General features: G+C 67.4%; 21 protein-coding genes and 6 pseudogenes. 9 read left to right on the top strand and 18 right to left on the bottom strand.

What is annotated here, in order from left to right; translation table 11 throughout:
- Window positions 1–384: 384 nt before the first annotated feature.
- The 4 genes from JK363_RS38520 to JK363_RS43375 form a co-directional block, all read right to left on the bottom strand.
- Entirely contained in the window at window positions 385–1,956 is a 1,572-nt protein-coding gene (locus tag JK363_RS38520) for an ABC transporter substrate-binding protein (protein ID WP_307822041.1), read from the bottom strand.
- 41 nt (window positions 1,957–1,997) lie between these two features.
- On the bottom strand, window positions 1,998–4,070 hold the full coding sequence (locus JK363_RS38515) for an ATP-binding protein (RefSeq protein WP_201882772.1): 2,073 nt from the start codon (window positions 4,068–4,070) through the stop codon (window positions 1,998–2,000).
- Window positions 4,071–4,085: 15 nt separating this feature from the next.
- Window positions 4,086–5,057, bottom strand: coding sequence for a hypothetical protein (locus tag JK363_RS38510; protein ID WP_201882770.1), 972 nt, complete (start codon window positions 5,055–5,057; stop codon window positions 4,086–4,088).
- 311 nt (window positions 5,058–5,368) lie between these two features.
- Window positions 5,369–5,638 (bottom strand): integrase core domain-containing protein, encoded by a 270-nt coding sequence (locus tag JK363_RS43375; protein ID WP_236076479.1) that lies wholly within the window; start codon window positions 5,636–5,638, stop codon window positions 5,369–5,371.
- A 627-nt stretch (window positions 5,639–6,265) separates the two neighbouring features.
- Here JK363_RS43375 and JK363_RS38500 point away from each other — a divergent pair.
- A pseudogene (locus JK363_RS38500) lies at window positions 6,266–6,742 on the top strand (transposase family protein); the annotation flags it as partial.
- Between the two features lie 159 nt (window positions 6,743–6,901).
- Here the strand turns inward: JK363_RS38500 and JK363_RS38495 are convergent.
- Together JK363_RS38495 and JK363_RS38490 are read right to left on the bottom strand one after the other, a co-directional pair.
- The gene (locus tag JK363_RS38495) at window positions 6,902–7,696 is read right to left on the bottom strand and encodes a tetratricopeptide repeat protein (RefSeq protein WP_236076475.1); all 795 of its coding nucleotides are present in this window, start codon (window positions 7,694–7,696) and stop codon (window positions 6,902–6,904) included.
- Window positions 7,697–7,946: 250 nt separating this feature from the next.
- Window positions 7,947–8,090 (bottom strand): hypothetical protein, encoded by a 144-nt coding sequence (locus JK363_RS38490; RefSeq protein WP_201882768.1) that lies wholly within the window; start codon window positions 8,088–8,090, stop codon window positions 7,947–7,949.
- 113 nt (window positions 8,091–8,203) lie between these two features.
- Between JK363_RS38490 and JK363_RS38485 the strand changes: the two genes are divergently transcribed.
- Window positions 8,204–8,830 (top strand): HutD/Ves family protein, encoded by a 627-nt coding sequence (locus JK363_RS38485; RefSeq protein ID WP_236076474.1) that lies wholly within the window; start codon window positions 8,204–8,206, stop codon window positions 8,828–8,830.
- A 115-nt stretch (window positions 8,831–8,945) separates the two neighbouring features.
- Here the strand turns inward: JK363_RS38485 and JK363_RS38480 are convergent, their stop codons facing one another.
- Complete coding sequence (locus JK363_RS38480; RefSeq protein ID WP_307822040.1) at window positions 8,946–9,497, bottom strand: integrase core domain-containing protein; 552 nt, start codon at window positions 9,495–9,497, stop codon at window positions 8,946–8,948.
- Window positions 9,498–9,787: 290 nt separating this feature from the next.
- On the opposite strand from JK363_RS38480, the gene JK363_RS38475 reads away from it, so the two are divergent.
- Together JK363_RS38475 and JK363_RS38470 are read left to right on the top strand one after the other, a co-directional pair.
- Window positions 9,788–10,210: an integrase core domain-containing protein gene (locus tag JK363_RS38475; RefSeq protein WP_201882766.1), complete on the top strand. Its 423-nt coding sequence runs from the start codon at window positions 9,788–9,790 to the stop codon at window positions 10,208–10,210.
- 28 nt (window positions 10,211–10,238) lie between these two features.
- Window positions 10,239–10,394: pseudogene (locus JK363_RS38470) on the top strand (ISL3 family transposase); the annotation flags it as partial.
- Between the two features lie 232 nt (window positions 10,395–10,626).
- Here JK363_RS38470 and JK363_RS38465 read toward each other — a convergent pair.
- Together JK363_RS38465 and JK363_RS38460 are read right to left on the bottom strand one after the other, a co-directional pair.
- Entirely contained in the window at window positions 10,627–11,046 is a 420-nt protein-coding gene (locus JK363_RS38465; protein ID WP_201882765.1) for a PIN domain nuclease, read from the bottom strand.
- Window positions 11,043–11,255, bottom strand: coding sequence for a type II toxin-antitoxin system VapB family antitoxin (locus tag JK363_RS38460; RefSeq protein ID WP_014059306.1), 213 nt, complete (start codon window positions 11,253–11,255; stop codon window positions 11,043–11,045). The genes JK363_RS38465 and JK363_RS38460 overlap by 4 nt, the downstream gene beginning before the upstream one ends.
- Before the next feature lie 1,013 nt (window positions 11,256–12,268).
- Between JK363_RS38460 and JK363_RS38455 the strand changes: the two genes are divergently transcribed.
- The gene (locus tag JK363_RS38455) at window positions 12,269–12,742 is read left to right on the top strand and encodes a GNAT family N-acetyltransferase (RefSeq protein WP_201882763.1); all 474 of its coding nucleotides are present in this window, start codon (window positions 12,269–12,271) and stop codon (window positions 12,740–12,742) included.
- Window positions 12,743–12,769: 27 nt separating this feature from the next.
- On the opposite strand, the pseudogene JK363_RS38450 reads toward JK363_RS38455, so the two are convergent.
- Both JK363_RS38450 and JK363_RS38445 read right to left on the bottom strand, forming a co-directional pair.
- Window positions 12,770–12,970: pseudogene (locus tag JK363_RS38450) on the bottom strand (IS630 family transposase); the annotation flags it as partial.
- Between the two features lie 3 nt (window positions 12,971–12,973).
- Window positions 12,974–13,307 (bottom strand): annotated as a pseudogene (locus JK363_RS38445) (IS110 family transposase); the annotation flags it as partial.
- A 749-nt stretch (window positions 13,308–14,056) separates the two neighbouring features.
- On the opposite strand from JK363_RS38445, the gene JK363_RS38440 reads away from it, so the two are divergent.
- Together JK363_RS38440 and JK363_RS38435 are read left to right on the top strand one after the other, a co-directional pair.
- Window positions 14,057–14,962, top strand: coding sequence for a hypothetical protein (locus JK363_RS38440; RefSeq protein ID WP_307822039.1), 906 nt, complete (start codon window positions 14,057–14,059; stop codon window positions 14,960–14,962).
- A gap of 71 nt (window positions 14,963–15,033) precedes the next feature.
- Window positions 15,034–16,164 (top strand): hypothetical protein, encoded by a 1,131-nt coding sequence (locus tag JK363_RS38435; RefSeq protein WP_307822038.1) that lies wholly within the window; start codon window positions 15,034–15,036, stop codon window positions 16,162–16,164.
- A gap of 519 nt (window positions 16,165–16,683) precedes the next feature.
- Here the strand turns inward: JK363_RS38435 and JK363_RS43370 are convergent.
- Complete coding sequence (locus JK363_RS43370) at window positions 16,684–16,866, bottom strand: hypothetical protein (RefSeq protein WP_236076477.1); 183 nt, start codon at window positions 16,864–16,866, stop codon at window positions 16,684–16,686.
- A 419-nt stretch (window positions 16,867–17,285) separates the two neighbouring features.
- Window positions 17,286–17,703, bottom strand: a pseudogene (locus tag JK363_RS38425) (dienelactone hydrolase family protein); the annotation flags it as partial.
- On the opposite strand from JK363_RS38425, the pseudogene JK363_RS38420 reads away from it, so the two are divergent.
- Window positions 17,704–17,932, top strand: a pseudogene (locus JK363_RS38420) (Atu4866 domain-containing protein). It begins immediately after the preceding pseudogene.
- Between the two features lie 168 nt (window positions 17,933–18,100).
- Entirely contained in the window at window positions 18,101–19,696 is a 1,596-nt protein-coding gene (locus tag JK363_RS38415; protein WP_201882760.1) for a GMC family oxidoreductase, read from the top strand.
- Window positions 19,697–19,903: 207 nt separating this feature from the next.
- On the opposite strand, the gene JK363_RS38410 is transcribed toward JK363_RS38415, so the two are convergent.
- The 5 genes from JK363_RS38410 to JK363_RS43365 all read right to left on the bottom strand — a co-directional run bounded on the left by JK363_RS38410 (window position 19,904) and on the right by JK363_RS43365 (window position 25,359).
- Window positions 19,904–21,502, bottom strand: coding sequence for a hypothetical protein (locus JK363_RS38410; RefSeq protein WP_201882759.1), 1,599 nt, complete (start codon window positions 21,500–21,502; stop codon window positions 19,904–19,906).
- A gap of 268 nt (window positions 21,503–21,770) precedes the next feature.
- Window positions 21,771–22,721: a hypothetical protein gene (locus JK363_RS38405; RefSeq protein WP_201882758.1), complete on the bottom strand. Its 951-nt coding sequence runs from the start codon at window positions 22,719–22,721 to the stop codon at window positions 21,771–21,773.
- A gap of 60 nt (window positions 22,722–22,781) precedes the next feature.
- Complete coding sequence (locus JK363_RS38400) at window positions 22,782–22,970, bottom strand: YbdD/YjiX family protein (protein ID WP_201882757.1); 189 nt, start codon at window positions 22,968–22,970, stop codon at window positions 22,782–22,784.
- On the bottom strand, window positions 22,967–25,087 hold the full coding sequence (locus JK363_RS38395; protein WP_201882756.1) for a carbon starvation CstA family protein: 2,121 nt from the start codon (window positions 25,085–25,087) through the stop codon (window positions 22,967–22,969). Before JK363_RS38395 ends, JK363_RS38400 begins: the two co-directional genes overlap by 4 nt.
- A gap of 47 nt (window positions 25,088–25,134) precedes the next feature.
- Entirely contained in the window at window positions 25,135–25,359 is a 225-nt protein-coding gene (locus JK363_RS43365; protein WP_307822037.1) for a DUF3311 domain-containing protein, read from the bottom strand.
- Window positions 25,360–25,502 lie beyond the last annotated feature (143 nt).

Here is a 25,502-nt window from a genome sequence, read left to right as displayed (position 1 = left end):
CGAAGCCTTCTACAACGCACACCGCCCGCACAGGGCCCTGAAGCAAGCCGCCCCATGCCGCCCGCTACCCCCACCCATCACGCAACAAGCCCAACTCGCCCACCTGGAAGTCAGCCGACGAGACCGACTCAGCGAACCCTCCACGCATACCAACACGCGGCCTGACCTGCGCGGATGACGTATCGGCACCCGCAGTGCTGACGGCAGCTGCGCGAGAGTGCCGGCTCAGATGACCGTGGCCAGATTTCGGGAAACCCGATGCACCGGCCCCTACCAGGACGGATGAGGTTTCTGGCAAGGGCACTGCTCGCCGACATCCCGGGCACCGACCGGGGAGGCTGTGTACGTCAACTTCAAACGCGACTGGCTCTGACGAGCGAGGTGTCACGGGCAGGCGCCGTCGAAGATGTCCTCGTGGGTCCGGTACAGCGTGCGGGGCTTCTTCCCGGCGGTGGAGGCGGCCGATGGCGGCGGGTATTCGATGACGGGGACGGGCTTGCAGACGGGCCACTTTTGTGTGTCGTGTGAGTCATCGAAACCGTACGTACCGCTGGCTCCGCGCACGCAGTTGACGCAGTCCGCGCCGTCGGCGGTACCGAGGATGTTCATGTCGATGATGGTGTTGTAGACATCGTCATTCGTCGGCATGCCCGGGGCGTTCGAGCTCTTCTTCCCGCTGTCGTTGACATCGTTGAACGTCTGGTCAACGGCCTGGGAGAGCACGGTGAAGGCATCGTGGTACATGATCGCGTATCCGTCGTCCAGCGGTCGTTCACCCAGGTCCTGCTCCTTGCCCAGGGCTTCGAACCGCTGGAGGAAACCGGCGAGGCCCGGCGGCTGTGTCGGCCGGCTCTCCGGGCTCCGCGTCCACCACTGAGGATCGACCGAGGCGGCGTCCACCAGGGTGATCTTGGATTCCCGCATCTGCCGGGTGAGGTCGGGCGTGGTGAGCACGGGGTCGATACCGATGCCCACTGTGAGGATGCGCAGCGGCTTGGCGTCGTCACAGGATGGCTCCTTCGCCAGCCTGCTCACCAGGTCCGGCAGATCGCCGTCGCGGCCGGCGTAGAAGACCGTGTCCGCACCGGTCACACAGATTTTCTGGGCGGCCGACGAGAAGCGGCGCGGAATCCCGGCTTCGGCACCGATCGCACCCAGAAAGTACGCCTGGCGCTTCCGCAAGCCGTATTTCTCGTCGAAGCGGTCCAGGAAGACCTTCCGGAGATCGATGGAGTAGTTATCCCGAGGCCGGTTGTCCGACACCAGGAATCCTTTCCCCGTCCCCGGCTCCTCGGCGAGATACTGTGCAAGCGCCTCCGCGAAGAGCCCGTTCGACGGGGAGGTCTTGAAGAAGTACTTGGCGTTCATGTCCGATGACGTAATGATGGGGCCGACCGCCGGAATCCGCTGGTCGGAGAGGGCTTGGACCGCGTGTAGCGTCTCCGGATTGCTGCTGGGCATCCCGATCACCCCGATCAACGGAGCCTTGTCGTCGACCATCGCGGTCAGCCGGTCGACGACGGGCCGCCAGTGGTTGAGGTCCTTGCCGTCGTTGGCCAGCAGTAGTTGGTAGTGCGGACCGGATTCCGAGTTGGCCCGCAGCTGGGCGGTGTGCGCGCCGGCCACACCACGCCTGATCTGCTCGATCGTCATGGCGCTGCTGGCGTCGGAGGTGAACGGCATCATGAGCGCGATCCGCACGTAGGGCATGGGGGGCTTCCCACCCTCCGGGGCCTCCCAGTCCTTCCTGACCCGGACATTCTCGCGCGCCACGGCGTGTACCAGGTCCTTGAGCTCCGGATCGGCGTCGGCCAGGGCCTTCTCGGTGACGCCCACGCACTCGCCCCCGGACTTCTCCAGACCATCACCACACTCTTCCGGGAGCAGGGACCAGACGACGACGGACAGCCCCGCGATCAGCGTGAGGCTCACCACCAGCACGATCGCCTTGTCCACAGGGCCCCAGACACGGCTTCGTAACCCTCTCAGCAGACCCCTCAGCACGGTGGTTCCCTTCGCAAGCTCGTCGGCCACGTCCGGGACGCCTGGTTCAGTGCGGCGCGGCCTGACGTATGCCGCATCGACAGGAATGCCAGCTCGGAGCCGATGCCGTCACAGATGTCAGCGAAGGGCTCCGCGTACGTTTCGCAGAGGTACCAGAGTCCGTGCAGCAGCCTGTTGACGGATCGTCGCACGTCGTCGGCTTCGGCGTAGCGGTGGTCGTGATCGCCCCGGGCGATCTGCAGGCGGTGATCGGTCCACTCGGCCCGTGGGGGGTGGGGCGCCGTGGCGACATGCCGCAGCGTCCGAAGCCAGCAGTCCGCGTCCCCGTCGGCGAAGTGCGCGGTCAGCTGGATCACCACCGGACGCGCGTCACCGGCGGCGAGTGTATGCCGCAGGATGTCCGCCGCGTCTCCCGTACCGAGGGCGGTGTGGTGCTCCCGCAGGATGCGGTGCAGGTCGGACCAGCGTCGGCCGGGGCCGGCCACGGCGGAGCCGTTCCGGGCGGCGTGGACCAAGAGGGCGTGGAGGAACGGGGCGGGGGCGAACGGCGAGGTGCCGCGGTACTCATGGCCTGGTGTGCCCACCTCATCCGGCCGGTCCGTCCACTGCTCCTCTTCCAGGTAGCGGGCGGCCGCGGCTACGGGGAGCGGGTCGGCGCCCGAGAGCGCGCACGCGGCCGCCAGTGCCTCCGCGGCGTCCCGGTCGCGGGCGAGGGACAGCAGCGCCAGATGGTCGCGGAGCTGGGGCGGCGGGATCAGCTGTGCCAGCAATCGTTCGGTGACGGACCGGCCTTCCGCCGTACACAGGTCGAGTAAGTCTTCAGGAAGAACGGGGCGTTGGGCGTTGGTATGCACGATGGCATCGCACAGAAGGCCGCTGCCCAGTGGATGGCCCCGGGTCAGGGTGTGCAGCGTCGATGGCAGCCGGCGGTGCAGCGGCTCTTCGGCCCGGTCGAGCATCATCAGCAGGTCATCGAGGCTCAGTGGCGCCAGTGCGACGGTGAGCAGTCCGGCGGACGGCGACCCGGGGGCGGTCCGCTCCCAGCCGGAGGCGACGGAGAGTTCGGGAAGCTCGCTGTGTGAGGCGTCCGGGTAGAGGTCCGCGCCGCCGCCCAGCCGGGTCGCTACGACGACCAGCGGGTCCGGATCATCGGAGCCGCGTCCGGCCCGGTGCTCGAGGATCAGGTCGAGTACGCGGCGCCCGGCCGCCGTGTGGACGTTGTCGAGCAGGATGAGCGGCTTGGGCGTCCGGTTCATCCGCTGCCAGCGGCCGTAGGCATCGCTGACGTCCTCGATCAGGGCGGAGGTCAGGAGCCGTTCGACGGCGTGCCGGAAGGCACCGCCTTGGTGGAAGCGGAGGCTGAGCCGTACGAGGGCGGCTTCGCCGTCGGCCGTCCCCGCGGACCGCTGGTGGTACCACTCCCGTACGGCCCGTCCGGCCCGGGCGCGGGTGTGCCGGCTGAAGTACTGCTGGACGACCGCGGCGGCGACCGGTTCCAGGCCGTGCTGCTGATCCGTGTCGGCCAGGCGTTCACTGACGTCGGACATCCAGTCCGTACCGGTGTCCGTACTCTCGTCGCCCTTCTCCAGTCCGCAGGCGGCGATGAGGCGGGCGATCCGGTCCCGCGCCAGGCGCTGCTCGTGCTCGTTGCCCCGGTGCCAGCTGGATATCGCGAACAGCCCTGGCAGCAGCCGGGGGAAGCGGAGCCGGCTGGTGCCGGGGACCACCGCCGCCAGCTCGCACACCAGTTGTTCCAGGAGTTCCAGCACGGGTGAGGTGTTCGATACGGCGAAGCCCGCCCAGCGCGCCGGGTCGACCTCCGCACTGTTGGCTCTGCCGAGCGGAACCCTGCCCCGATAGGCCGTCTCCAGGGCATCGAGGACAGCGGTCTTGCCCATGCCGTGGCGGCCGGTCAGCAGCACGACGGGCAGGTCGTCACGGTGCTCCTGGGGCACCAGGTTCCGCTTGTCGTACGCGAGGCCGACCAGCCGCGGCACCAGTGCGCGCAGGATCGGATCACGTGCGTACAGCCGCATGGCACCGCCCTCCTCGGTGTGTTCACGCATCGGCCTCGCCACGGCTCACCCTCCGAAGAGCCGCCCCAGCGCCTGGCCGACCGAGTCCAGCATGAGCTGTCTGCCGACCGTGTCGGGAGCGCCGCCCAGCAGGCGGCGCATCCGCTCCATCAGACCGCGCTGCCGGTCCCGCTCCGGTTCGTCGTCGGTGTCACCCCGCCGCCCCAGCGCCTCCGCGGTGCGAAGCAGCGCCGCCCGGGACTCCGTGTCGAGGCGCAGCGCGGGGGCCAACTCGCCTACAAGCCGGGCGAGATCATCGGGTGACAACCCCGTATGGACGTCGATGGTGTTGTGGATGTTGCTGTGGGTGCCGCCTTCCGCTGCGTAATGGACCGTGCCGGCCCTAATATGGGTCTGGCTGGCGGGCCGCGTCTCCTCGTGCCGCCGGGCCAGGTACTGGTCCGGTTCCTGGCTGTTCTGTACGGCTTCCACGCCCAGCGGCGTGAGCTCCACGTGCGATCCGACTCCGTTGTGGAACGTGGGCCCCGCACAGGTGATCAGTCCCGCCTCTTCCAGATAGGAGAGCGTCCGGGCGACCTCGCCCCGCGACAGGGCCTCACCGAGGAAGTAGATCCCTGGCGAGTCGAGGAATCCGCTGATCCGCAAGGGCCGCCGGTCGGCCTGCGCGTAGATCCAGTGCAGGACGGCCTTCACGGCATGCCGCCCGCGCTCGGTCGGGTCCGCCCGACGGACCTGCAACTGACGGGCCCGCTCGGCGCCCGCGGCGAGCAGGGTCACCACAGGGGCGTCCGCGTGGCCGCCGTACGAGCGGATCAGTGCCTGCCCGCTCAGATGGTCGGTGAGGGACCGGACGGCGCTCATGGGAATGCTCTGCCAGGAGCCGAACTCGATGCAGGAGACCGGAACGTCCGGTTCGCCCTCGGCCCGGTCCCAGACCCACAGCAGCAGGCGCGGGCCGTAGAAGCTCACGACGAAGGACTCCGCGTCCTCGGGTGACGAAGGCGCTGCGGCTGACACTGACTGGGTCCTGTTCCTCTCTTCGGGCCGGTGGCTCACAGTCAGGAAGGTCGCGCCCGTGCCGTCCCCCCGGCTGGCATCTTCGTCAAATTATACAGGATTCACTCCGTTCGCCAGCCCTCGCACGAGGCAAACTCCATTACCCACAAGAGAGTTGAAGACCGGAGGCATGAGACCTCCCGGAGTGGATAGCAGAGGCTCAGACGTGCGGTTTCCAAGGCCCTGGGGCAGCCCCGCCCGGTAGGTGAGATCACGTTCGAGCAGTGCCCGGCGGCGTGGCCAGTCCGGCCCCGTGGGTGCCGGAAACGCTGTCACCCTATGCGACCTGCCTGTATTCGTGGATGAGGCCACCGAGCCGATCGCGCCGGGAGAACCGATGTGGGGTCGCTGACAGGGCCAGGTTCAGGGGTGATCAGCGGGTCTGGTGGCCGTTGTCCGAGGCTTCGGTGTGGCCAGTGTCTGTTGTAGTGCTCCGCGTACTCGTTGACGATGAGGCGGAGGTGGTTCTGTCCGGTGATCAGGATGCGGTCGGTGGCTTCGCGGCGGCATGATCCGATCCAGCGTTCCGCGATGGCGTTCATCCGGGGCGCCTGAGGAAGTGTGGGGACGACACGCGCGCCGATTGCTTGGAAGACGGCGTCGAAGCTTTCGGTGAAGTACGCGCCGCGGTCCCGGATGAGGAACCTGATCGGCTCCGCACGGTTGCCGACGTCCATGAGGTAGTTGCGTGCCTGCTGGGTGATCCAGGGGCCGGTCGGGTGTCGGGTGATGCCGGCGATGTGTACGCGGCGGGTGCCGTGGTCGATGAAGAACAGTACGAACCAGCGCCGTAGGAAGATGGTGTCGATGTGGAAGCGGTCGGTGGCCACGATCGCGGAGGCCTGGGCCTTGAGGAAGGCGGCCCAAGAGCGGTCTGCTCGTTGCGGTGATGGGTCGATCCCGGCCTTCTTCAGGATCTCCCAGACGGTGGAGGCGCCGATTTTGTGTCCCAGCCCCAGCAGTTCGCCGTGGATCCGTCGGTATCCCCATCCGGGGTTCTCCCGGGCGAGATGCAGGACCAGCCATCGGAACGTCTGACAGGCGAGTAGGCAGATCAGCCGTATCACCAGGACCCGCATGCTCCCCCAGAACACCCTGCAGCTACCCGAGCTCTGGCAAACTCGAACCAGCAGGTCAGGCCAGGTGACATACTTTCCGGCACCCACAGCCGCAGAATCCAGGGCGAGCTCGCCCGGCTGGGCCACAGCATCGGCGCCTCCACGGTCTGGAAAATGTTGACGACAGCCGGTGTCGACCCTGCTCCCCACCGCAGCGGGCCGACATGGCGCGAGTTCCTTACGGCTCAGGATGGCTCCATCGTGGCCTGCGATTTCCTGCACATCGACCTGGTAAGCCTTCGCCGGGTCTACGCGCTGGTCTTCCTCGAGCACGGTACACGCCGCCTCCACGTCGCCGGGGTGACCGCACATCCGACCGCACGGTGGACAGCCCAGCAGGCCCGCAACCTTGCCCTCGACGAAGGTGTGCGCCTGGAGTCACTGCGCTTCTTGATCCGCGATCGGGACAGCAAATACACCGAATCCTTCGACGCGGTCTTCGAAGCCGAGCGCATCGAAGCCCTGAAGACCGCCCCACGGTCCCCGCGGATGAACGCGCACTGCGAGAGAGTCGTCGAGCTTGCCCGCTGACCACGGAGGGAGGGCTCGCGTGTCGTCCCAGATGGGACCGGATACATCATGACGGATCAGCCGAGGTCTTGGCGAAGGCGGCGGAGATAGGCGTCGATCTGCGCCAGCCCCGGCCAGTCGCTTTCCCGTAGATGGGAGGTTTCCGACCGGAGACGGTCACCGCCCTCCAGTGCCTGGGGGAGGTTCTCCGCCGCTGCATAGGCTCATCAGTCGTGCGAGGGTATCCAGGTGGCGGTTGACGGCATCCTCGTCGTCAGGAGAAGGCGTAATCTCCGCGATGTGGTCGAAGGCCAGGATGGCGGCGCTCGCTTCACGAAGTTCCATCCGGCACTGCGCGGCGTAGTACCAGCACAGCTGTGCTTGCTCGTCGTCATCACCGTAGTGGTTGGTGTATTCATGCGCGAGTGGCTCGAACAGGGCGAGAGCCTCGCGGTGGCTTCCGGCCAGGAACTTCACTTGGGCGAGGCTGAACTGCATGCCTTCCCTCAGCCCTGGATCCGTGGCTCTCGCGATGGCCTCGTCCAGAGCGTCGGCGGCCTGGGTGAACTGGCCCTCCTGAGCCAGCCGAGATGCCCGGTCCGAAATCGCGTCCGCCTCCTGCTCCGTCAGTGCGGCGGTGCCTGACTGCGCCGCTGCCGACTGGACTGCGAGTGGCGAGGGAACCACCACGGTAGGTGTGTAAGAAGCAGCGACGCCGGTGCTGCGCACCCGACCACCGAAGGGGCGCAGGAACGGCAGTCGAGGGTCGAGGACCCCGTCGTCCGTAGCGGCAAAGGCGCCGACGGTGGCATGAATGAAGGGCAGGAGGACGTCGTAGACCTCCATCGCGCCCATGCGCTGCTCGGATTCCTTGGTGAGCATCGCCAACAACAGCTTCTCGATGTCGGCCGGCTGCTCGCGGTGCTGGTCACCGCGGCCAGCGTGCAGGACTCTGTGGTCGGCCGGCCTCACGGTGCTGATCGGTTGGTGTGAACTCGAGTAAGCGAACTGCCGGAATCCCGGCTCACGGTGTTGAGCGCATGCCCCCATGCCTTGCAACCGACGTCCTGGTCGCGCTCGGTGTCCCGGTCGACAACGGTTGGGCCTCCATCAACCTGCTCGCGAACACGGAGGAATAGAACAGCCAGTTCTCAGCGGGAGGGGGGAGGCGCAGTCGCCTCGGGCGTTGGATGCCCCGGAGGATCCAGTGCCTGCACCGCTGTTACACGACCACGTAGAGCGCCCATGCCAGGCCGAGGGAGACGAGGAAGGCGGCGGTCGTCGCTGCGAGGGCAGGGGCACTATCGAGGCGGGGGCTGACGGTGAAGAGCTGTTGGCCGGTGCGCATGACCAGGATGTGGATCATGTACCACATGGGATCGCCACGGCCCCGGCGCGGACCTTGCACGCCTCGCCCTCCTTCGGGCCTGCGAAGACGCACGGCGCGGCCATTTCCAACCCCACAAGTAAGATCTCCGCATGCCCGAACCACTCACCGCCGAGCCGAAAATCACCCGTCGCACGCGACGAGAGATGCCCACTGACGGCCCGGCGCGCGCACGTCTGCTGCCGGCGGCAGACCATGCGACCCTCACCTGGAAGAACGGTGGTGGGACCACCCGCGAGATCGCACACTTTCCTTCCGGCGCCGGTATGGACGACTTCATCTGGCGCATAAGCCTCGCGGAGGTCCGTAAGGACGGGCCCTTCTCCGAGTTCGGGCAGGTCGACCGCATCCTGACCATGGTGGATGGTGCGGGGATGGAACTTACCGTGGACGGACACAAGCGGCTCATCGATACGCGTTACGTCCCACACGCGCTGAGCGGCGACGCTCCCACAGCGTGTCGCCTTCTCGATGGGAAAGTCGTCAACCTCAACGTGATGTGGCGCCGAGGACAAGCCCAGGTGTCCGTGGCCATCGTCCGTGGATGCCGCGCGCTCTCCGTAGCCGTCGGCGCGCAGTCGCTGGTCGTGGCGCTGGACGCGCCCACCACGGTGGCCGGGCTGTCCCTTTCCCGTTACGACGCCGCTCTGCTGAGCTGCGGGGAGGCAGAGTTGGACACCGCGGGCGCCGCAGCCGTGTTCACGCTGGCGGGCGCCTAATCACGCGGTGCCCGCTCGATCAGCGGACCCAGCCAGTCCGCTTCGGCCTCGGCGAGCTCTTCCAACGCCGTCCGCCGGCTCTCCCCGACCTGTGGGTGCCGGAAACGGTGTCACCCTATGCGACCTGCATGTATTCGTGGATGAGGCCGCCGAGTCGATCGCGTCGATGGATGCGAGTGTTGTCGGTGGGGGTGAGTGGTTCGGGCTCGGTGAGTCGGTCCGGCGCCCGTTGTCCGAGGGATCGGTGCGGCCTGTGTCTGTTGTGGTGCTCCGCATACTGACCGACGACGAGGCGTAGGTGGCGCTCTCCCGTGATCAGGATGCGGTCAGTTGCCTCACGTCGGCATGATCCGATCCAGCGTTCGGCGATAGCGTTCATCCGTGGCACGGCAGGCGGGGTGGAGATCACACGTATGCCGGTCGCCTGGAAGACGGCGTCGAAGCTGTTGGTGAAGTATGCGCCGCGGTCCCGGATGAGGAATTTGATCGACTCTGCGCGGTTGCCCAGGTCCATGAGGTAGTTGCGTGCTTGTTGGGTGATCCAGGGGCCGGTCGGGTTCCGGGCGATGCCGGCGATGTGTACGCGGCGGGTGCCGTGGTCGATGAAGAACAGTACGAACCAGCGCCGTAGGAAGACCGTGTCGACGTGGAAGAGGTCGGTGGCCACGATGGCGGAGGCCTGGGCTTTGAGGAAGGCAGGCCAGGAATGGTCCGTGCGCTGGTGCGCGGGGTCGATCCCTGCGGAGCACTACAACGCGGGGCGGGCCCACCGCAGCCTCGGCCTACGTGCCCCTGACGACGACCCGAACGTCATTCCTCTTCCCGCTGCCACGGTCGGGCGCCGCCAGGTACCTGGCGGGCTGCTCGACGAGTACCGCACCATGTCACCCCGGTTGCCTCATCATCCGCAGGAGACGCCCAGCTCAGCCGCCTGATCGGAATATTGACACCCTTCAGGTGCAGCAGGCGAGGAATCTCACCGGCGACCTGGGCATAAGCATCGAGAACCTGCGCTTCTTACTGCGCGACCGCGATGGCAAGTACGGCGAGGCGTTCGACGCCGTCTTCCAGGCTGAGGAGATGGAGATCCTCAAAGGTGCGCCACAAGCTCCCCGCATGAACGCACACTGCGAACGCATCATCGGCAGTATCCGACGCGAAGCCCTCGACCATGTCCTGATCATGACCGAGGCCCATGCCCGCCACGTCCTTGCGGCCTACGAGCGGCACTACAACCAGCACCGGCCTCACCAAGCCCGGAACCAGCTCCCACCCGACGCTCACGAACAACCCGCCGCAGCGCATGACCTCCACACCCACAAAGCCGAGCGCACCCGGATCCTTGGCGGCCTCATCAATGAGTACAGATATGTGGCCTGACGTACAGCGATCATTCGAGCGGGACAGGATCGCGGCGGCCCGCGCTGTCGTCCTGCCCCACCTGCGCAGTCTCATCAACGGTCTCGAAATCGACCGGCTCGCCGTGGACGGCGGCCTCACCCTGCCCTACCACAACGGCCGCACCGAAGGCGTCAACACCCGCACCAAGAGGATCACGAGATAAATGCACGGGCGCGCCGGATTCGGCCTTCTCCGCCACCGTATCCTCCTGCCCTGACAGATACCCAGCGTCACCACCGACTACGGGCCAGAGCCGCGATTTACAGTCCCTTCTCGGCAAGCGCAGGGGTGCGGGCGAGGCCGGTGCCGGTGAGGTAGCCGTCACCGGTGTGCTCAGGTTCCTCTTCGAGTGGCACGTGCGCCGCGTGGCAGCAGGGGCGCCCTGCGCAGTGAAGTCAGTGGTCCGCTGTGCCTGCCTCCGTGACCCACTTCATGGGCTGGCCTGTTATGGCGGCGATCATGTCGTAGTCCTGGTCGTAGTGCAGCACGGTCACCGCATGTCGTTCGGCTGTTGCGGCGATCAGCAGGTCGGGCATGGACAGTGCGCGGTGGTTGCCCTTGGTGATGGCCTGTCGCTGGATGTCTTTGGCCCGGTCCCACACTTCGTCGGGCATCGGCAGGTAGTCGAAGCCGGACAGGAACCAGTGCAGGCGCTTCGCGTCGTTGTCGTTGCGTGCGGAGTACATCACCTCCATCTCGACTGGTCCGCACACAGCCAGTACGCCATCCTCGTGGAGTGGGTCGAGGACCTCGGCCACCTTCGGCTTGCGCCATCGCTGGAGGGCGGAGTTGTCGATCAGGAAGCGCTCACTCACGCCACGTTCCTGCTGTCGGGCTCCGTCCGGCTGTCGTAGGTCAGGTCCAGGTCACCGGACTTGATCGCGTCGATGCCCTCCTGCCGCAGCCGACGCTTGACAGCTTCCTCCATGGCCATGCGCACAGCCTTGGCCTTCGTCTTCACGCCGTACAAGCGCATGGCGTGTTCCACCATCTCATCGTCGAGATCGATCATGGTGCGCGACATCGAAACTCCTCTCGGTGGGGGCGGCGACCTTCAAAATGATAGCATTATGAGGCGTTGAAGTGGTGTCGTTTGAGAATTGATGCTCGTGCCGGAATCTCTGCGGCCTTGCGCGGACGCAAAACCGCAAAGGGGGCTCCGTTCGATGATCAAGTCTGCGGCCTGGACGTATGAATTGCTGGCACTCACGGTGTTCGTTGGGTGCGCCGCACCCCGTAGATCGTTCACGGGTTCGGTTTCCTCGACCCCTGCTCTGGGGGCGCGTGGGACGACTTCCGTGAGGTGCTGAGGATGTTGGGCGGGTCTGATTCCAAGCTGGTGGTGCCGAAAGAGGAGCGGTCGGGTTCGGGGAGGCTACGAGTTTCCCCGGGGGCGTTGTTCGTCAAGGGGTCGCAGGTTCAAATCCTGTCGTCCCGATCAGCGTTTTCGCAGGTCGGAGGCCGTATTTCCAGAGATGGGGAAAGCGGCCTTCTTCGTGTTGTGCGGCGTGGTGGTCGCAGGGTGGTCGCATGCACGCCTTGTGGTGTGGAGGCGCTGGGTGAACTGGCGGTCGGGGCGGCGAAGTAGGGCAGTGTGAGGCGCGGCCGGTGCGCGTTCGGGTGGTCGCGGTGTGGTCGCAGCCAGGCGGGCCAGTGGGTGTGGCGGTCGGCGCTGGGGTCGGCTTCGGTCAGAGCGGCGTCGATGGCGTCCACGGCGTCGTGGCTGCTTGCTGGGTGAGGTGGCTGTAGAGGTTCGCGGTGGTGGAGAGGGTGGAGTGCCGCAGGCGGCGGCGGCGTGCAGCAGCCGGTAGCGGAGCCTCTTCGGCCCGGCGGTGACCAACCCGCTGGCCAGTCACAGGGTTTGAGCCAGGCGAGCAGGCCGATGCCGCTCGGTGGGCACGGTGACGGACCTCCAGCTACTGCATCCGTCCTCCGCGGTAAGGGGGTCGTCGAACAGGGAGAGCTAGTGCTGTCACCGGCAACGTTCACCGGGTTAACCGCTGGATCGAGCCTTTGCCGGCCTTGTAGGTTCCCGAAGTGAGTGATGACGGCGATACTCGGATCCGGTTCGCGGAAGAGGCAGATGCAGCCGTGATCGCGCGCATCCACGAGGCCTCCCGGTCAACGACCATGCCCTATCTGCCCCCGCAGAAGCGCGATCATGAGCAGGTGACCCGATGGGTCCGGGACGTCTTGCTCAAGCAATGCCGCACCTGGGTCGCAGTGCGTGATGCGGAGATCACCGGCTACGCGGCCCTCGACGGCGACATGCTCGAACACCTCTATCTGCGCCCTGACGTCCGTCGTCAGGGCATCGGCACGCTATTGCTCGATGAGGTCAGGCAGCACAGCCCTGACAGGGTGTCCCTGCACGTCTTCCAGCAGAACACCGATGCCCGCGCGTTCTACGAGCGCCACGGTTTCACCGTCCTCGACACCAACGATGGTGATCGCAACATGGAGAACCTGCCCGACATGACGCTTCGCTGGACACCGAACAGCGTTCAGTAATCCGTGCCGCCCGGACAAGTCGAAGGCTTACGTCGCAGTGGCGAGGGGGCATCCGCCCCAGCGCAGGCCCTTCTCGCTGCGGATGCGGACGCGTTCCTTGCGCTGTGCGGCGAGTACGTCGGAGTGGCGGGCGTTGGCGTTACGCCACCGCGGAAAGCGATGCAGAGCCCAGTTCTGCGCAGGATGGCTCCGATGGTCGGAGTTGGCCAGGGTGAACTGGCCGGTGGGGAGTCGTGACCACGAGGGTGCCCGCTCCAGCGCAGGGAAGACACCGGTCAGCACGTCGCGCAGCACGATTGATCATCCTCGTGCGGTCGGCCACCAGGTCGGAGCGGTGGGCTGTCAGCAGCGCGAGGTCTGCGGCCAGCTGGGCGAGCACGTCGATCGCGGCGAAGTCGTTGCGGTGGCGGGCGGTTTCAGCGATGACGTAAGCGTCGCGGGAGTCTGTCTTCGCATCGCCCCGGTAGGCGCCCGACATGCGATTGACCGTGCGGCCGGGCACGTAGACGGCCTGCTGGCCATGGGCCGCGAGCAGGGCGAGCAACGGCGTCGAGGACGTCCCGGAGGCCGGACGGCCACTCCTTCGGAGCCACAACTGGCAAGCCCCCATCAGCCACATCCGGGCCTCCCGGGTCGCCTGACAACTTACGGAGCCCTCATGGCGCACCGGCGTTGGCGCGCAGCTCGGCGGTGATCAGGGGTGAGCGTCTCGTTGACGTCGCTGTCGTAGGAGTGGCCCCCGGAGTCCAGGTACCGCGCGACCAACAGCCGGGCCAGGTGGGCGCCTCGGGGGGTGAAGGACATGGCGCATTCGGGTATTGCCGTGGACGCGACGGGAGGGTAGGACCGGGACGGGAGATGTGTATGCCGTCAGCGTCGCGACGGTGACAGTGTGTCACCAGGGTGACGTCTGCCGGCAGGGCGCTGTACGCGACGGGCAGTGCCCGTACTCGAACGGGGCGCGTTGTCCGCAAGTGACGGGACGACGACGGTGCTTTTCCTTATGGTGGGCCGCGAGGCACGGCCGGCGCCCCGTACAGCCGGGTTCTGTACGGACGCCTGTGTCCGGTGCCGAGCGCACGGGGCGACTCACAACGTGGGGGAACTGGCATGACGGCAACCGCACCAACGGACGGGACACCTGAACCGCAGCCGAGCGCCGACGGAGACACCGCTCCGGAGCCGACGGGGCAACAAGGAGGCTCGGACGCGACCATGCCGTCCGCCGCTACTCAGCCCCCGCGGCAGAGGTCCGCCGATACGGGAGGCGGAGCCGACGAGAGCTTAGGGGCGATCACCTCCGAAGTACTCGGAGTGGACCCTGCTGCCTCCCGGCGCAAGAAGATTCTGTGGCTGTCGGTGACGGCGACGGTCGGTCTCCTGAGCGTCCTGGGCGGGACGCTCCTTGGCTACTACATGATCAAGCCTGGCGTGACCAGGGAGAACGATTCCAACAAGGGGTACGACGCCTCCCAAGCCCCCTTCACGGTGTCCGTGCAAACCGAGTTGGGCGACCCCCGCCAGGACTGGGTCATGGTCCTCGACCGCGAACTGACCGAGGGCGAGACGCGGAAACTGACCTCCAGCGATGACGCCTCCGCCGCCTTCGCGTACCTCAAGTCACTCGGCGGCCGCCTGCTCAACTACGCGTCCTACTTGGAACACGCCCCGGAGCAGTACACGCAGCGGACGTCGAACGGCCGCATGGAACTCTCCGGCACCTTCAAGCTGAGACTGTTGAGCACCCGGTCCGCCGCCGTGGTCATCGACGACTGGAAAGCCACCGACGTCACCTGCCGGCCGAGTACCGCGAAGACGGTCGTCGGCTATCCGTCGCAGGGCGGAGTCGCTTACCAGGGGATCCGGGTCCACGTCCCGCCCCGGGGCGGCGAGCCGGTGCTGACCGATGACGACGAGGGACAGGGCGAGCCCTACTTCGACACCCACAATATCGAGGTCGGGAACGGCCAGTCCTCGGGCGCCATGCGGGTGGAGGCGATCGCGCCGCCAGGACAGTCGTGCGAGTGGGGGATCAAGGTCCACTACGTCGACGCATACCAGAAGGGGCAGTGGCTCCAGTTGAAGGACAGCGACGGAAAAGCGCTGCGCATCCGCACCGAGTCCGTCCCCGCCGACCCCCGGCAGAAGTGGGTCTTCGGGGCAGTCCCCTGGACGGCGTGCCACCAGAAGACCGAGGAGCCGATGTGCGACCTCGTCTAGCCGGAAGTGCCGCGGTCCTCGCGGTCCTGTCCCTTCAGGCCTGCACCTCGCAACCGAGCGCGGAGAAGCCCGTGTCCGGGTCTTCGGCGCGCTCGGCACCCTACCTGGGCAACCGCGGATACGCCCTTTCGGACAGTCCCTTCACCCGCGAGGACACGGTCGTCACCGCCAGGTGCGGCGTGGGCGCCCGCTACGCCGGCGTCGTGGTGACGGCATGGGATCCGGAGAGCTGGAAACCACGTGCGACACGGTGGTTCGCCGTTCCGGAGGACGCCGCGTTCAACAACTATTCCGGTGCCAAGACGGTCCACAGCCCACTCGTGGACCTCTGCGCCGAGAACCCGGAGGCACCGGCCCCCTATCCCACGGACAGCCTGGAGCACATCGCTCCCCGGGTCCGCGCGCTCTTCGACCTGTCGTACACGCGCATGGCGGTGGTCCTCCGGGACCCCGGAGGCAAGACCGCCTCCCACGTCGGTTTCGTGAAGAGCGACGCAGAACAGGATGACTTCGTGCGCCTGAGCGGTGCCGCGGGCGACGACGAGCAGAACGCGGTGATGTCGCCGGACGGGCGCACTGTGTGGTTCACGTACGCGGACCGGGACGGCCGGAAGAGGATCGGTTTCCGGTCCGCCGAGGGCGACCACCACCTGTCGGACGAGGGCCCGGCCGCGGGGAACGACCTGCCCCTGACCGTCACTGGCAAGCCCGCGCGCGCCGTCCAGGCGAACATGGTGCACCTCGCGCCGCACGGCCGCCGGCTCACGGCGACCGCACCCAAAGTCTTCGGCACCGTCTTCGACACCTGGAACTCCTCGGCGCCGCTCAGCAGGACGTCGGCGCGCGGTGCCCTGCTGCTCAGCGGATGCGCCGGCGTAGTCGGCTGGGCCGGTGACGACCGGGTGCTGTGCCGCACGTCGTCCGGTTCGTTCCGGACCATGGACGCCCGCACCGGCCGCGCCGCGGGCGCCCCGATCAGCGTGGTCGGCCCGCAGGACGGCACCGTCGCGGAGGGGATGCTGGTGTCGCCCGACGGGACGAAGTTCATCATCTCCGTCCACCGGCCCAATGCCGAGCAGGACCCTGACTATGGGTACCATGCGCCCGACTTCCGGGTGGTGCCGACCACACGGGGAGGAACGGCGACCGATCTCGCTGACGAGGAGCTGGACTTGCACACGGTGTTCCTGAGCTGGTCGTGAGCGGCTGTGCGGGGCCCGGCGTCGGTGCGGTCACGGTGACTGTGCGGGGGTGGATGCCGCTGTGGGGACATCGGATCGGTCCGCACGGACGGCTGCCGCACGCGGGCCTTCGCCCTGACTGTAGGGGGCGCGAACCGTGGCGAAAGTTCCACGCTCCGTATACGCAGGCGTTGAAGCGGCCGGCCGATGTTGCGGCCGGCGGGCCTCCTCCGCTGGCTGGTGTGGACACCGCCGCTGTGAATCAAGGGTCGGCAACACCACTGTTGTAGGTGCTGACTGTCATCCCAAGTCCCCTTACCAGGGGTCCGCTCGTACAACACGGCAGACGGACATGGAGCGCTGCGTGACGGGGATGGAGCGTTGGTGTGGAGACGAACGGTTCGGTGAACCTGTACGTCCAGTGCCACGACCCCGCCGCGGAGAGCAGACCAGCCGGCTCCACGTGGTACCGCACATGTGCCCAGCTCGGACCGCGGTAGCGGTGCAGGGCGGCGATCGGGCAGGATCGCCGCCCCGGGTTCACCTACGGCTCAGAGGATTCTGATCCAGTCCAGCGCGACCCCGCCAGGATGGTTCGGGAAGTCGTAGACGGTGTTCTTGTCGATGGGAGTGGCGGGCTGCCAGCGCCCGTCCCCCCCACCACTGGACGCGGTTGTTGCCGGTCGTGATCTTGTCGAGCCACTCGGTCCCCATCACGTCCATGTCGATCTCACCGGCATTGGCGAAGCAGGACTGCTCGGTGGTCCAGGAGCCCCCGTACTCGATGGCCAATCCACTGTGAGGTAATCACTCGGTCCGCACTCCACCTTGTCGATCGCGTGGGCTTGCGGTGAAGTGGCGATGGCTAACGCGGTTGCCATCCCTAGGGTCGTCAGCGCGGATAAGACTGACCGTTTGACGGTTCGTTTCACGGTAGTTGCCCCGCTTTCGAAGCTGCGGAAGCCTGACGGTCGTCGTTCTGGCTTCTGCGCGATCCAGTCTCAAGCGTGGCAAGGCTAAGCCGGCAATCCATCACGTTAACTTCGCAATCTACGCAACTCCTCCACGTGAGGACCGTCTTGCCGGGCACCCCCGTCGCCATTCCGCCGCCGGCAGCGCCCGACGAGATGTGAGACATGCTTTCAGATGTTGGCCAGGGTGCGGTCCAGGAGGGGGAGCAAGACCCCAGTGGCGCTTCAGCCCTGAGGCGCTGAAAGCGTCGGTGTCGGACATGGCGAAGCCGTGGATGGCGCCAGGGTAGATCTCGGAGGTGTAGCCGACACCTGCGGCATCCAGGGCCTGGTTGAGCTCGCCGAGTGCCTCAGGTGCCATGTCGCCTTCGGCGTGGCCGAGGTGGACCTGGGCGGTGAGCTTGGAGAAGAAGTCGGGCCCGTCGACGCCCACGGGGGCGTGGAACGCGGCGACGGCGGCCACCTGGCCGGGGTGGGCCGCGGCCGTGCGCATCGCCAAGAGGCCTCCTATGCGGTAGCCGGTCACCGCGACCGGACCGGCGCCGACCTCGGGCTGGGTGGTGAGGAACCTGAGGTAAACGTCGGCGTCATGTGGGTGACCTCGGACGGTCACATCCGTCAGGAAGGAACTCCTGGCGGACGGCCGCTACGACGAGGCCCCCGGTGAACGGCGCAGCGCGTACACGGGCCGGGACACGGTAACCGGCAGCCACCTGGACTACGTCCACGACACCGGGTTCACGGCGACGGGCGACATCCGGGACGGCGTGCTCCACCACCAGCACCTCGTTCTGTACCGGGGGCAGAAGTCGCCCTGAATCAGGCCGCCCAGGTCGGCTCACTCACCGGGGCGGGCAGCCGGAACGGCGGGGCCCATATGTCAAGGGCGGCCCTTCGGCCAAGCTCCCGGTAACCGCGAACGCTCCTGGCGATCCTCGACCAGACTGGTCGGGCAGGCATCAGAGGCACGCGCCGAAAGGACGTCGATGTACGACTACATCATCGTGGGGGCGGGATCTGCCGGCTGTGTGCTTGCCGCCCGTCTCAGTGAGGATCCGGACGTGCGGGTCTTGCTGGTGGAGGCCGGCCCGGTCGACGACGCGCGGGAGATCCACGTCCCGGTGGCGTTCGCGAAGCTGTTTCGCACCAAGTATGACTGGGACTACCTGACCGAGCCCGAGCCGGGTCTCGAGGACCGTCGCTGCTACCTGCCGCGCGGCCGGATGCTGGGCGGCTCCTCCTCCATGAACGCCATGATTTACATCCGCGGCAACCGCCGGGACTACGACGCCTGGGCCGCGGCCGGAGCCCAGGGCTGGGGCTGGGACGATGTCCTGCCGTACTTCCTGCGCGCCGAGGATCACCACGCCGGTGTCTCCAGCTGGCACGGTGCGGGCGGGCCGCTCCCGGTCAATCCGGGGCGATCGCGCAGCCCGCTGGTCGATGCCTTCCTGGCTGCGGCCCAGCAGGCGGGGCACCGGTTCAATCCCGACTTCAACGGCCCGGAACAGGATGGCGTCGGGTACTACGAACTTACCCAGCGCGACGGCCTGCGGTGCAGCGCAGCCGCCGCCTACCTGCATCCCGTTCTGGATCGGCCGAACCTGCGGGTGCTCACCGCAGGCCAGTGCACCAGGATCCTCTTCGACGGGGACCGGGCCGCCGGAGTCGAGGTGGACCGCGGCGGCGTCATGGAAGAACTGCGGTGCGAGGGCGAGGTCATCTTGTCGGCGGGTGCCTACAACTCGCCGCAGTTGCTCATGCTCTCGGGGATCGGCGTCGCGGACGAGTTGGCGGCCCATGGCATCGCGCCCCGGGTGGACCTTCCGGTGGGCGAGAACCTCCAGGACCATCCGCACCTGCCCGTCATCCATCTGACCGACACCGAGTCCCTGTTCACCGCGGAGACCCCCGAGAACGTGCGGCTGCTGGAGTCCGAGGGCCGTGGCCCGCTGACCTCGAATGTCGGCGAGGGCGGCGGATTCTTCCGTACCGCCGACGGCCTCGACGCCCCGGATGTGCAGATCCATGCCGTGCCCGCGATGTTCCACGAGGAAGGCTTAGGCGTGGCCACCGACCACGGCTTCCACATCGGCGCGGTGCTGCTCGCGCCTACCAGCCGCGGTAAGGTCGCGCTGCGCTCGGCCCTGCCTAGCGCGAAGCCGCGCATCGTGCACAATTACCTGGCCACCGGGGAGGACCGGGCGACGGCGGTACGCGCGCTGCGGCTGGTGCGCGATATCGTCGGCCGCCCTGCCTTGCGGGCGCACCACCGGGCGGACTTCCTGGTACCGGCCGACAACAGCGATGCCGGCCTTCTCGCGCACGCGCGGTGTGTCCTGCACACCCTGTACCACCCCACGAGCACCTGTGCGATCGGCCCGGTGGTGGACCACAAGCTGCGTGTGTACGGCGTGACGGGGCTTCGGGTGGCCGACGCCTCGGTGATGCCCTCTGTGGTCCGGGGGAACACCAACGCGCCGACGATCATGATCGCGGAGCGGGCGGCGGATCTGATCCGCGGTACGTCGGCCGCGGCGGGCTACCGCAGGGAGCCGACAGCAGTACAACACCCGGCGTAGCGGCGGAAAGAGGCAGTCATGCGGGAGGCCGGGGCGAACACCGTGATCATGATCTCGCGTCTCAGACCGTCCCGCCGTGGTCCACACGCCCCAAGCTCACGCGTGGTTACCGCCTCACAGCCGAGAACTGGCGACTGTTGATGACGCGAGCTTGCCAGTACCAAGGTCGGAAAGGCCCCGTAGGGCCGAGTATTCGTGACGAGCGAGTCACTGCCAGCCGGAGCACACTCCGTATCCGGGGCGATGCGCACAAATCTGGACGTTCACATAGCGGATATCAACGGCCGTGTTGGACCACACCTCGTGGTCCTGATCGCACACGGCCTCGAGGAGACGGAGTGTCTGCATCTTGAATGGCATGCACGTCATCCCGGCCTCCAGGCTGAGGTGTGCGCCAGGCATGTGCGACGCCATGTTGACGAGGGTGGACAGGAGTGGGCGGCACTCGTGGTTCGGCGATGGTTCGGCTCCGCCGAACAGAACAGCGAATGCAGCGCGGCATTCGGGCTCACCGGAGGCGACGGCCAGCCCGACACGGAGGCCGACGTTGTGCAAGGTCCTGGCCATCAACTGTGGGTGCAGTGGCCATTCCACCATGTACTCGCGGATGGCCTGCAGGTTGTCCAGGGCATCGCTCCAGCGATGTTGAAAAGCCAGGGCCTCCGTGAGGAATGCGGTCAGTTGGAGGCGCTGCGGCCGGGGAAGACTGTCGTCCTCAAGGAGTGATCGGCAGCGCTGCTCGACTTCCTCGTCCGACATATGCCCGTTGCTCAACGCCAAGTTGATCTGGCGAATCTCGCGTTGCACCTGCGTACGCCGTGTGCCTGGCACTCGTCCCTGCAATGACTCAAGATCGTCTGCGAGAGCCTGTACCACTGGGTCCGCAGCCCCACGGCCCGCGTGACTGGCAAGGATCGTCAGGCAGTTGCCTACAACCAGGGAGACGTCCTCGGGCCGGGAATCGGCCAGTTGGTAGGCAAGGTCTCGCGCGCGGTAGAGGTGCTGCAGCCACACTGCCGACATTTCTCCGATGTTTCGCAGTACGTCGGCGAGCTGGGTGCGGGTCTTGAGTTCAAGCAAGGGCGCGGGCTCCTTGCGGGCGAGCAGGTGCGCTAGCTCGTTCTCAAGCGCTTCTCGAGCGTCGTCCAGTTCTCCCAGTAGCACGTACGCGCCGGCCAGATTGGCCCACATGACAGCCAGTACGTCGGTGGCGATGCCCAGCCGACCCGCATGGTCGGCGAGGCTCTGGACATGAGGCAGGACAGCAAGGAGATGCTTCTCGTCATTCGCCTCGATGAACGCTGCCAGCCACCCCTGCGCGTGGAAGGCGGCCTGGCTCAGGATGTCGGGCACGTCGCTGCCGTATTCCGCCAGCGTACGGATGACGTGCTGCACGATCTCGTTGACGCTGATGGTGTCGTCGACGCCCTCGCAGTGCGCGGCCGACCATTCCTGCTGAGGCAGCGTGCACAGAGGTTCGTCACGCTGGGCCAGTGACTCGGTCCGCAATGCGCGATGCATCTCATGGGCGGTGAAGGGAACCTTGGCTGCTGGGCCAAAGACGGCTGGATGGCGAAGGCCGGCCCTGGCGGCGTTGTCGCTGGACATCAGGGTGGCGAAGTAGAGCAGCCAGATCGGAATCATCCTGGAGGCGAAGTAGGCCGCCGGAAACAGCGCGTGGGCTGCGCCGGTAGACGCCGGCTGCAGCTCCTCTTTGTTCATCAGGCGCTGCAGAGCCAGCCGGATCGCTCCGACCAGCGTTTCGGGGTATCCATCCGGGATGGAGGCTGTGTCGTCCAGTGCCACATCACGGATCTGCTCGAGGTAGCGGCTGCTTCAATGAGCCCGAACTCGCAGCCGGCGAGATGGCCGCAGGCGAGCTCTCGACGCGGCGTGTGGCATCCCAGGGGCGATGTCGAGGCCGTCGGCCACCTCAGCGTCGGGGCGCAGGACTACAGCTGGCGCGCGGGAATCCTGCGCCCCGTGCGAGCATCACCGGGCACCGTCGTCTGCCGGGGTCAGGAAGGCCGATGGCACCCCTTTGACGGCCGCTCTTGCCCTGTCTCGCGGGGCATCAGGTGCGGCCCCGGTCCCTCCAGTAGAGGAACGTGTCGACGGGATCGGGGACGAGGTCCCACGGGTACAGCGTCATGTGGCGGCCGATGCGGCGGAAGGCCCGGGCCGCCTCGGGAAGGCGCTGGGTGCGGGTCAGGGCGAAGGCGAGGAGGTTGAGGTCGGCCATGGCCTGGGCGTGCGGGGCGGCGGGGGTGTCGAACCAGCGGGTGAGTGCGGTGTCGATCTCCTTGGCGACGTGGGGGCCGTGCCAGTGAGTGCCGGCGCCGATGGTGTCCGGGCTGTCGGGGCGCAGGCGGTGAGCATAGTGCTCGGTGCGGGCGGCGAGTGGGAGCATGGCGAGGGGCGAGCCATGCGGTGCGGTTTCCGCGGCGCTTCTGGCGAACTCGTCCATGCCGATGAGGGATCCGCATTCACGAGGGGAGATGTAGCGCAGGAGTTCGTGATGTGCGCAGCGGTTCGTGGGATCTCGTGCGGCGATCTCATTCCAGACCGGCCTGGCGTGCCGTACCGGTATGCCCATGGCGCGCAGCAGGGACAGCAGCGCGATCCAGGGAGCGGGGTCGGCCGGGCAGGCTTCGGCGGCGCGTAGGCAGAGCTTTTCGGCGCGGGCTGCGGCCTCCCGGCCGTGCTCGGGGGCCCGGCCGGCCAGCACGTGGGCCTGGACGACAGCCGCATCCGGTGACTCGGGGCGGGCGGTGGCCCAGCGGTCGGCGACGGCCGGCGGCAGGGTCCGGGCGAGTACGCAGATCCGGTGAGTACGGCGGTCCCAGTCGGAGCCGGTCGCGCGGGGCAGATCGGCGATGGGCTGCCAGGCCGCGTGGGTGCGGTCGGCGCCGAGGCCATGCAGTTGGTGGGAGGGGCGGATCTCGGCCAGGGCGCGGCGCAGGTCGCGGTCGTCGAGTTCGGGGCTGATGCGGACCTTTCGGATCCGGTCTCGGCGTCGCAGCATCTGGGGTCCTGGAGGGGAGGGGGCGCCGCGCTGGGACAACGGCGCGGCACCCCGGGTCGGTCAGCAGCAGCGGCTGCTCGGGTGGGTCTCTCGGTGCTGTGTGCGCAGCTGCTCGTACTCCCGGCGGGTGGGGACGGGGGCGTATGGGTGGTTGCGGCGGTGACGTTCGCAGTAACGGTCGTAGGCGGTCTCGCCGGTGAACTCCCGTACGTACCAGCGCAGTCCGTCCAGAATGTGACGGAGCGTCATTCACGCGCTCCGGCAAGCTCCTTGCGGTGTCCCGGCACCGGTGCTTCGATCTGCGAGGCGACGTACGGCGCCTCCGTGGTCGGCAGCAGGGCAGGCGAGCGCAGAGTGCGGACGCACACCACGGCCGCGTTGACGATCACGATCGCGACCAGCAGGAGGAAGACGGCGATGAGGACGCCGTCGACGGTGGAGTTGGTGACCACGGTGTGCATGTCATCCATGATCTTGGCGGGAGGAAGGACGGTGCCGGCGTCAATGCTGTCGGCGTACTTCTGCCGCTGGGCGAAGAAGCCGACGCGCGGGTCGTCGGAGAAGATCTTCTGCCAGCCGGCTGTGAAGGTGACGGCGACCACCCAGGCCAGCGGGACGGCAGTGACCCATGCCCAGCGCAGCCGTCCGGACTTGACGAGGACGGTGGTGCAGACGGTGAGGGCGACGACGGCAAGCAGCTGGTTGGCGATGCCGAAGAGCGGGAAGAGCTGATTGATCCCGCCGAGCGGGTCGGTGGCACCGGTGTAGAGGAAGTAGCCCCAGGCGGTCACGACCAGTGCACTGGTGATCCAGATGCCCGGCTTCCAGTTGACGCGGCCGATCGGCTTCCAGACGTTGCCGAGCATGTCCTGGAGCATGAAGCGGCCCACCCGGGTGCCCGCGTCGACCGTGGTGAGGATGAACAGCGCCTCAAACATGATCGCGAAGTGGTACCAGAAGGCCTTCATCGCGGCGCCTCCGAAGACCCCGGAGAAGATCTCCGACATTCCGACGGCGAGGGTGGGCGCACCGCCGGAGCGGGCGATCAGCGTCTGCTCCTCCACCGCCTTTGCGGCGGCGGCCAACTGGTCGGGAGTGATGGAGAAGCCGAGGCCGGCCACTGCCTGGGACGCGGATTCGGCGGTGGTGCCGAGCATTCCCGCGGGGGCGTTCATCGCGTAGTACAGGCCCGGGTCGAGGACCGCGGCGGCGATCAGGGCCATAACGGCTACGAAGGACTCCATCAGCATCGCGCCGTAGCCGATCATCCGTACCTGGGATTCCTTCTGGATCAGCTTCGGGGTGGTCCCGGAGGCGACCAGGGAGTGGAAGCCGGACAGAGCGCCGCAGGCGATGGTGATGAACAGGAACGGGAAGAGGGAGCCCGCGAATACCGGTCCGGTACCGGAGGCGGCGAAGTCGCTCACCGCGTCCGCCTGCAGCGTGGGTGCCGCCACCAGCACGCCGACCGCCAGCAGCGCGATGGTGCCGATCTTCATGAAAGTGGAGAGGTAGTCGCGCGGCGCGAGCAGCATCCACACAGGCAGGACGGACGCGACGAATCCGTAGCCGGCCAGGCAGAAGACGAGGGTCGTGGGGCTCCAGGTGAAGGCGTCCGCGAGTGAGGAGTTCTCGATCCAGCCTCCGCCGACGATGGCGAGGAGCAGCAGCGCGACACCGATCAGGCTGGTCTCGGTGATCCGTCCGGGGCGCAGGTATTGCAGGTAGAAGCCCATGAAGAGGGCGACGGGGATGGTCATGGCAACTGAGAAGGTGCCCCACGGGGAGTGGGCGAGGGCGTTGACGACGACCAGCGCCAGCACACCCAGCAGGATGATCATGATGACGAAGACGGCGATCAGCGCGGCCGCCCCGCCGACCTTGCCGATCTCCTCGCGTGCCATCTGACCCAGGCTCTTGCCGTCACGTCGCATGGACAGGAAGAGCACCACCATGTCCTGCACCGCCCCGGCGAAGATCACGCCGACGACGATCCAGATGGTCCCCGGCAGATACCCCATCTGGGCCGCGAGCACCGGCCCGACCAGCGGCCCGGCCCCGGCGATCGCCGCGAAATGATGGCCCAGCAGCACCCGGCGGTCGGTCGGCTGGAAGTCGACCCCGTCCTCCAGCCGCTCGGCGGGGGTGGCCCGGCTGTCGTCGAGCTTCAGCACACGCCGGGCGATGAAGCGTGAGTAGAAGCGGTACGCGATGGCGTACGAACCCAGCGCCGCAGCCACCAGCCAGACGGCAGAGATCTCCTCGCCGCGGGCCAGGGCCACCATGCCCCAGGCGACGGCCCCGAGGAGGGCGATACAGGTCCACAAAATGATGGATTTCGGACGCGCGTGGGTGGTTTTGGGCATGGCGGATCCTCGCCTCGGTGGGTCAGGAGAAGACTGAAGGGAAAGCGTCAGGGTTGGGGCGGACGCCGGGTCAGCAGATACGCCGCGAGCAGGGCGAGGCTGCACCCCGGTACCCAGGCGAGCTGGTACCAGTAGAAGAACGGCACCCCAGCCAGCTGCGGCCGGTCCTGCGCGTACCAGGGCACCCAGAGCAGGGCGACCACGGGAGCGACGAGGCAGACACCGGCCGCGACCCGGCGCCAGACGTGGTAAGGGGGTGCGATCCGTACCACAGCGCCTCCTCGTTCCTGTCGGTCTGTGCAAGAGTTGCCGATGTCCGCGATTCGGTTGACAGCAGATTTCCAAGAAATTTCCCCGGAGTTCCTGTCATCGCAGCCGGCTCCCCGCGCAACTCGTATGCGACAGGGATCGCGCA

Origin of the sequence: Streptomyces coffeae (genome assembly GCF_016741875.1) — a bacterium.
Taxonomy (GTDB): domain Bacteria; phylum Actinomycetota; class Actinomycetes; order Streptomycetales; family Streptomycetaceae; genus Streptomyces; species Streptomyces coffeae.
The sequence above is the reverse complement of the archived record's forward strand: the minus strand, read 5'-3'. Positions and strand labels throughout refer to the sequence as shown.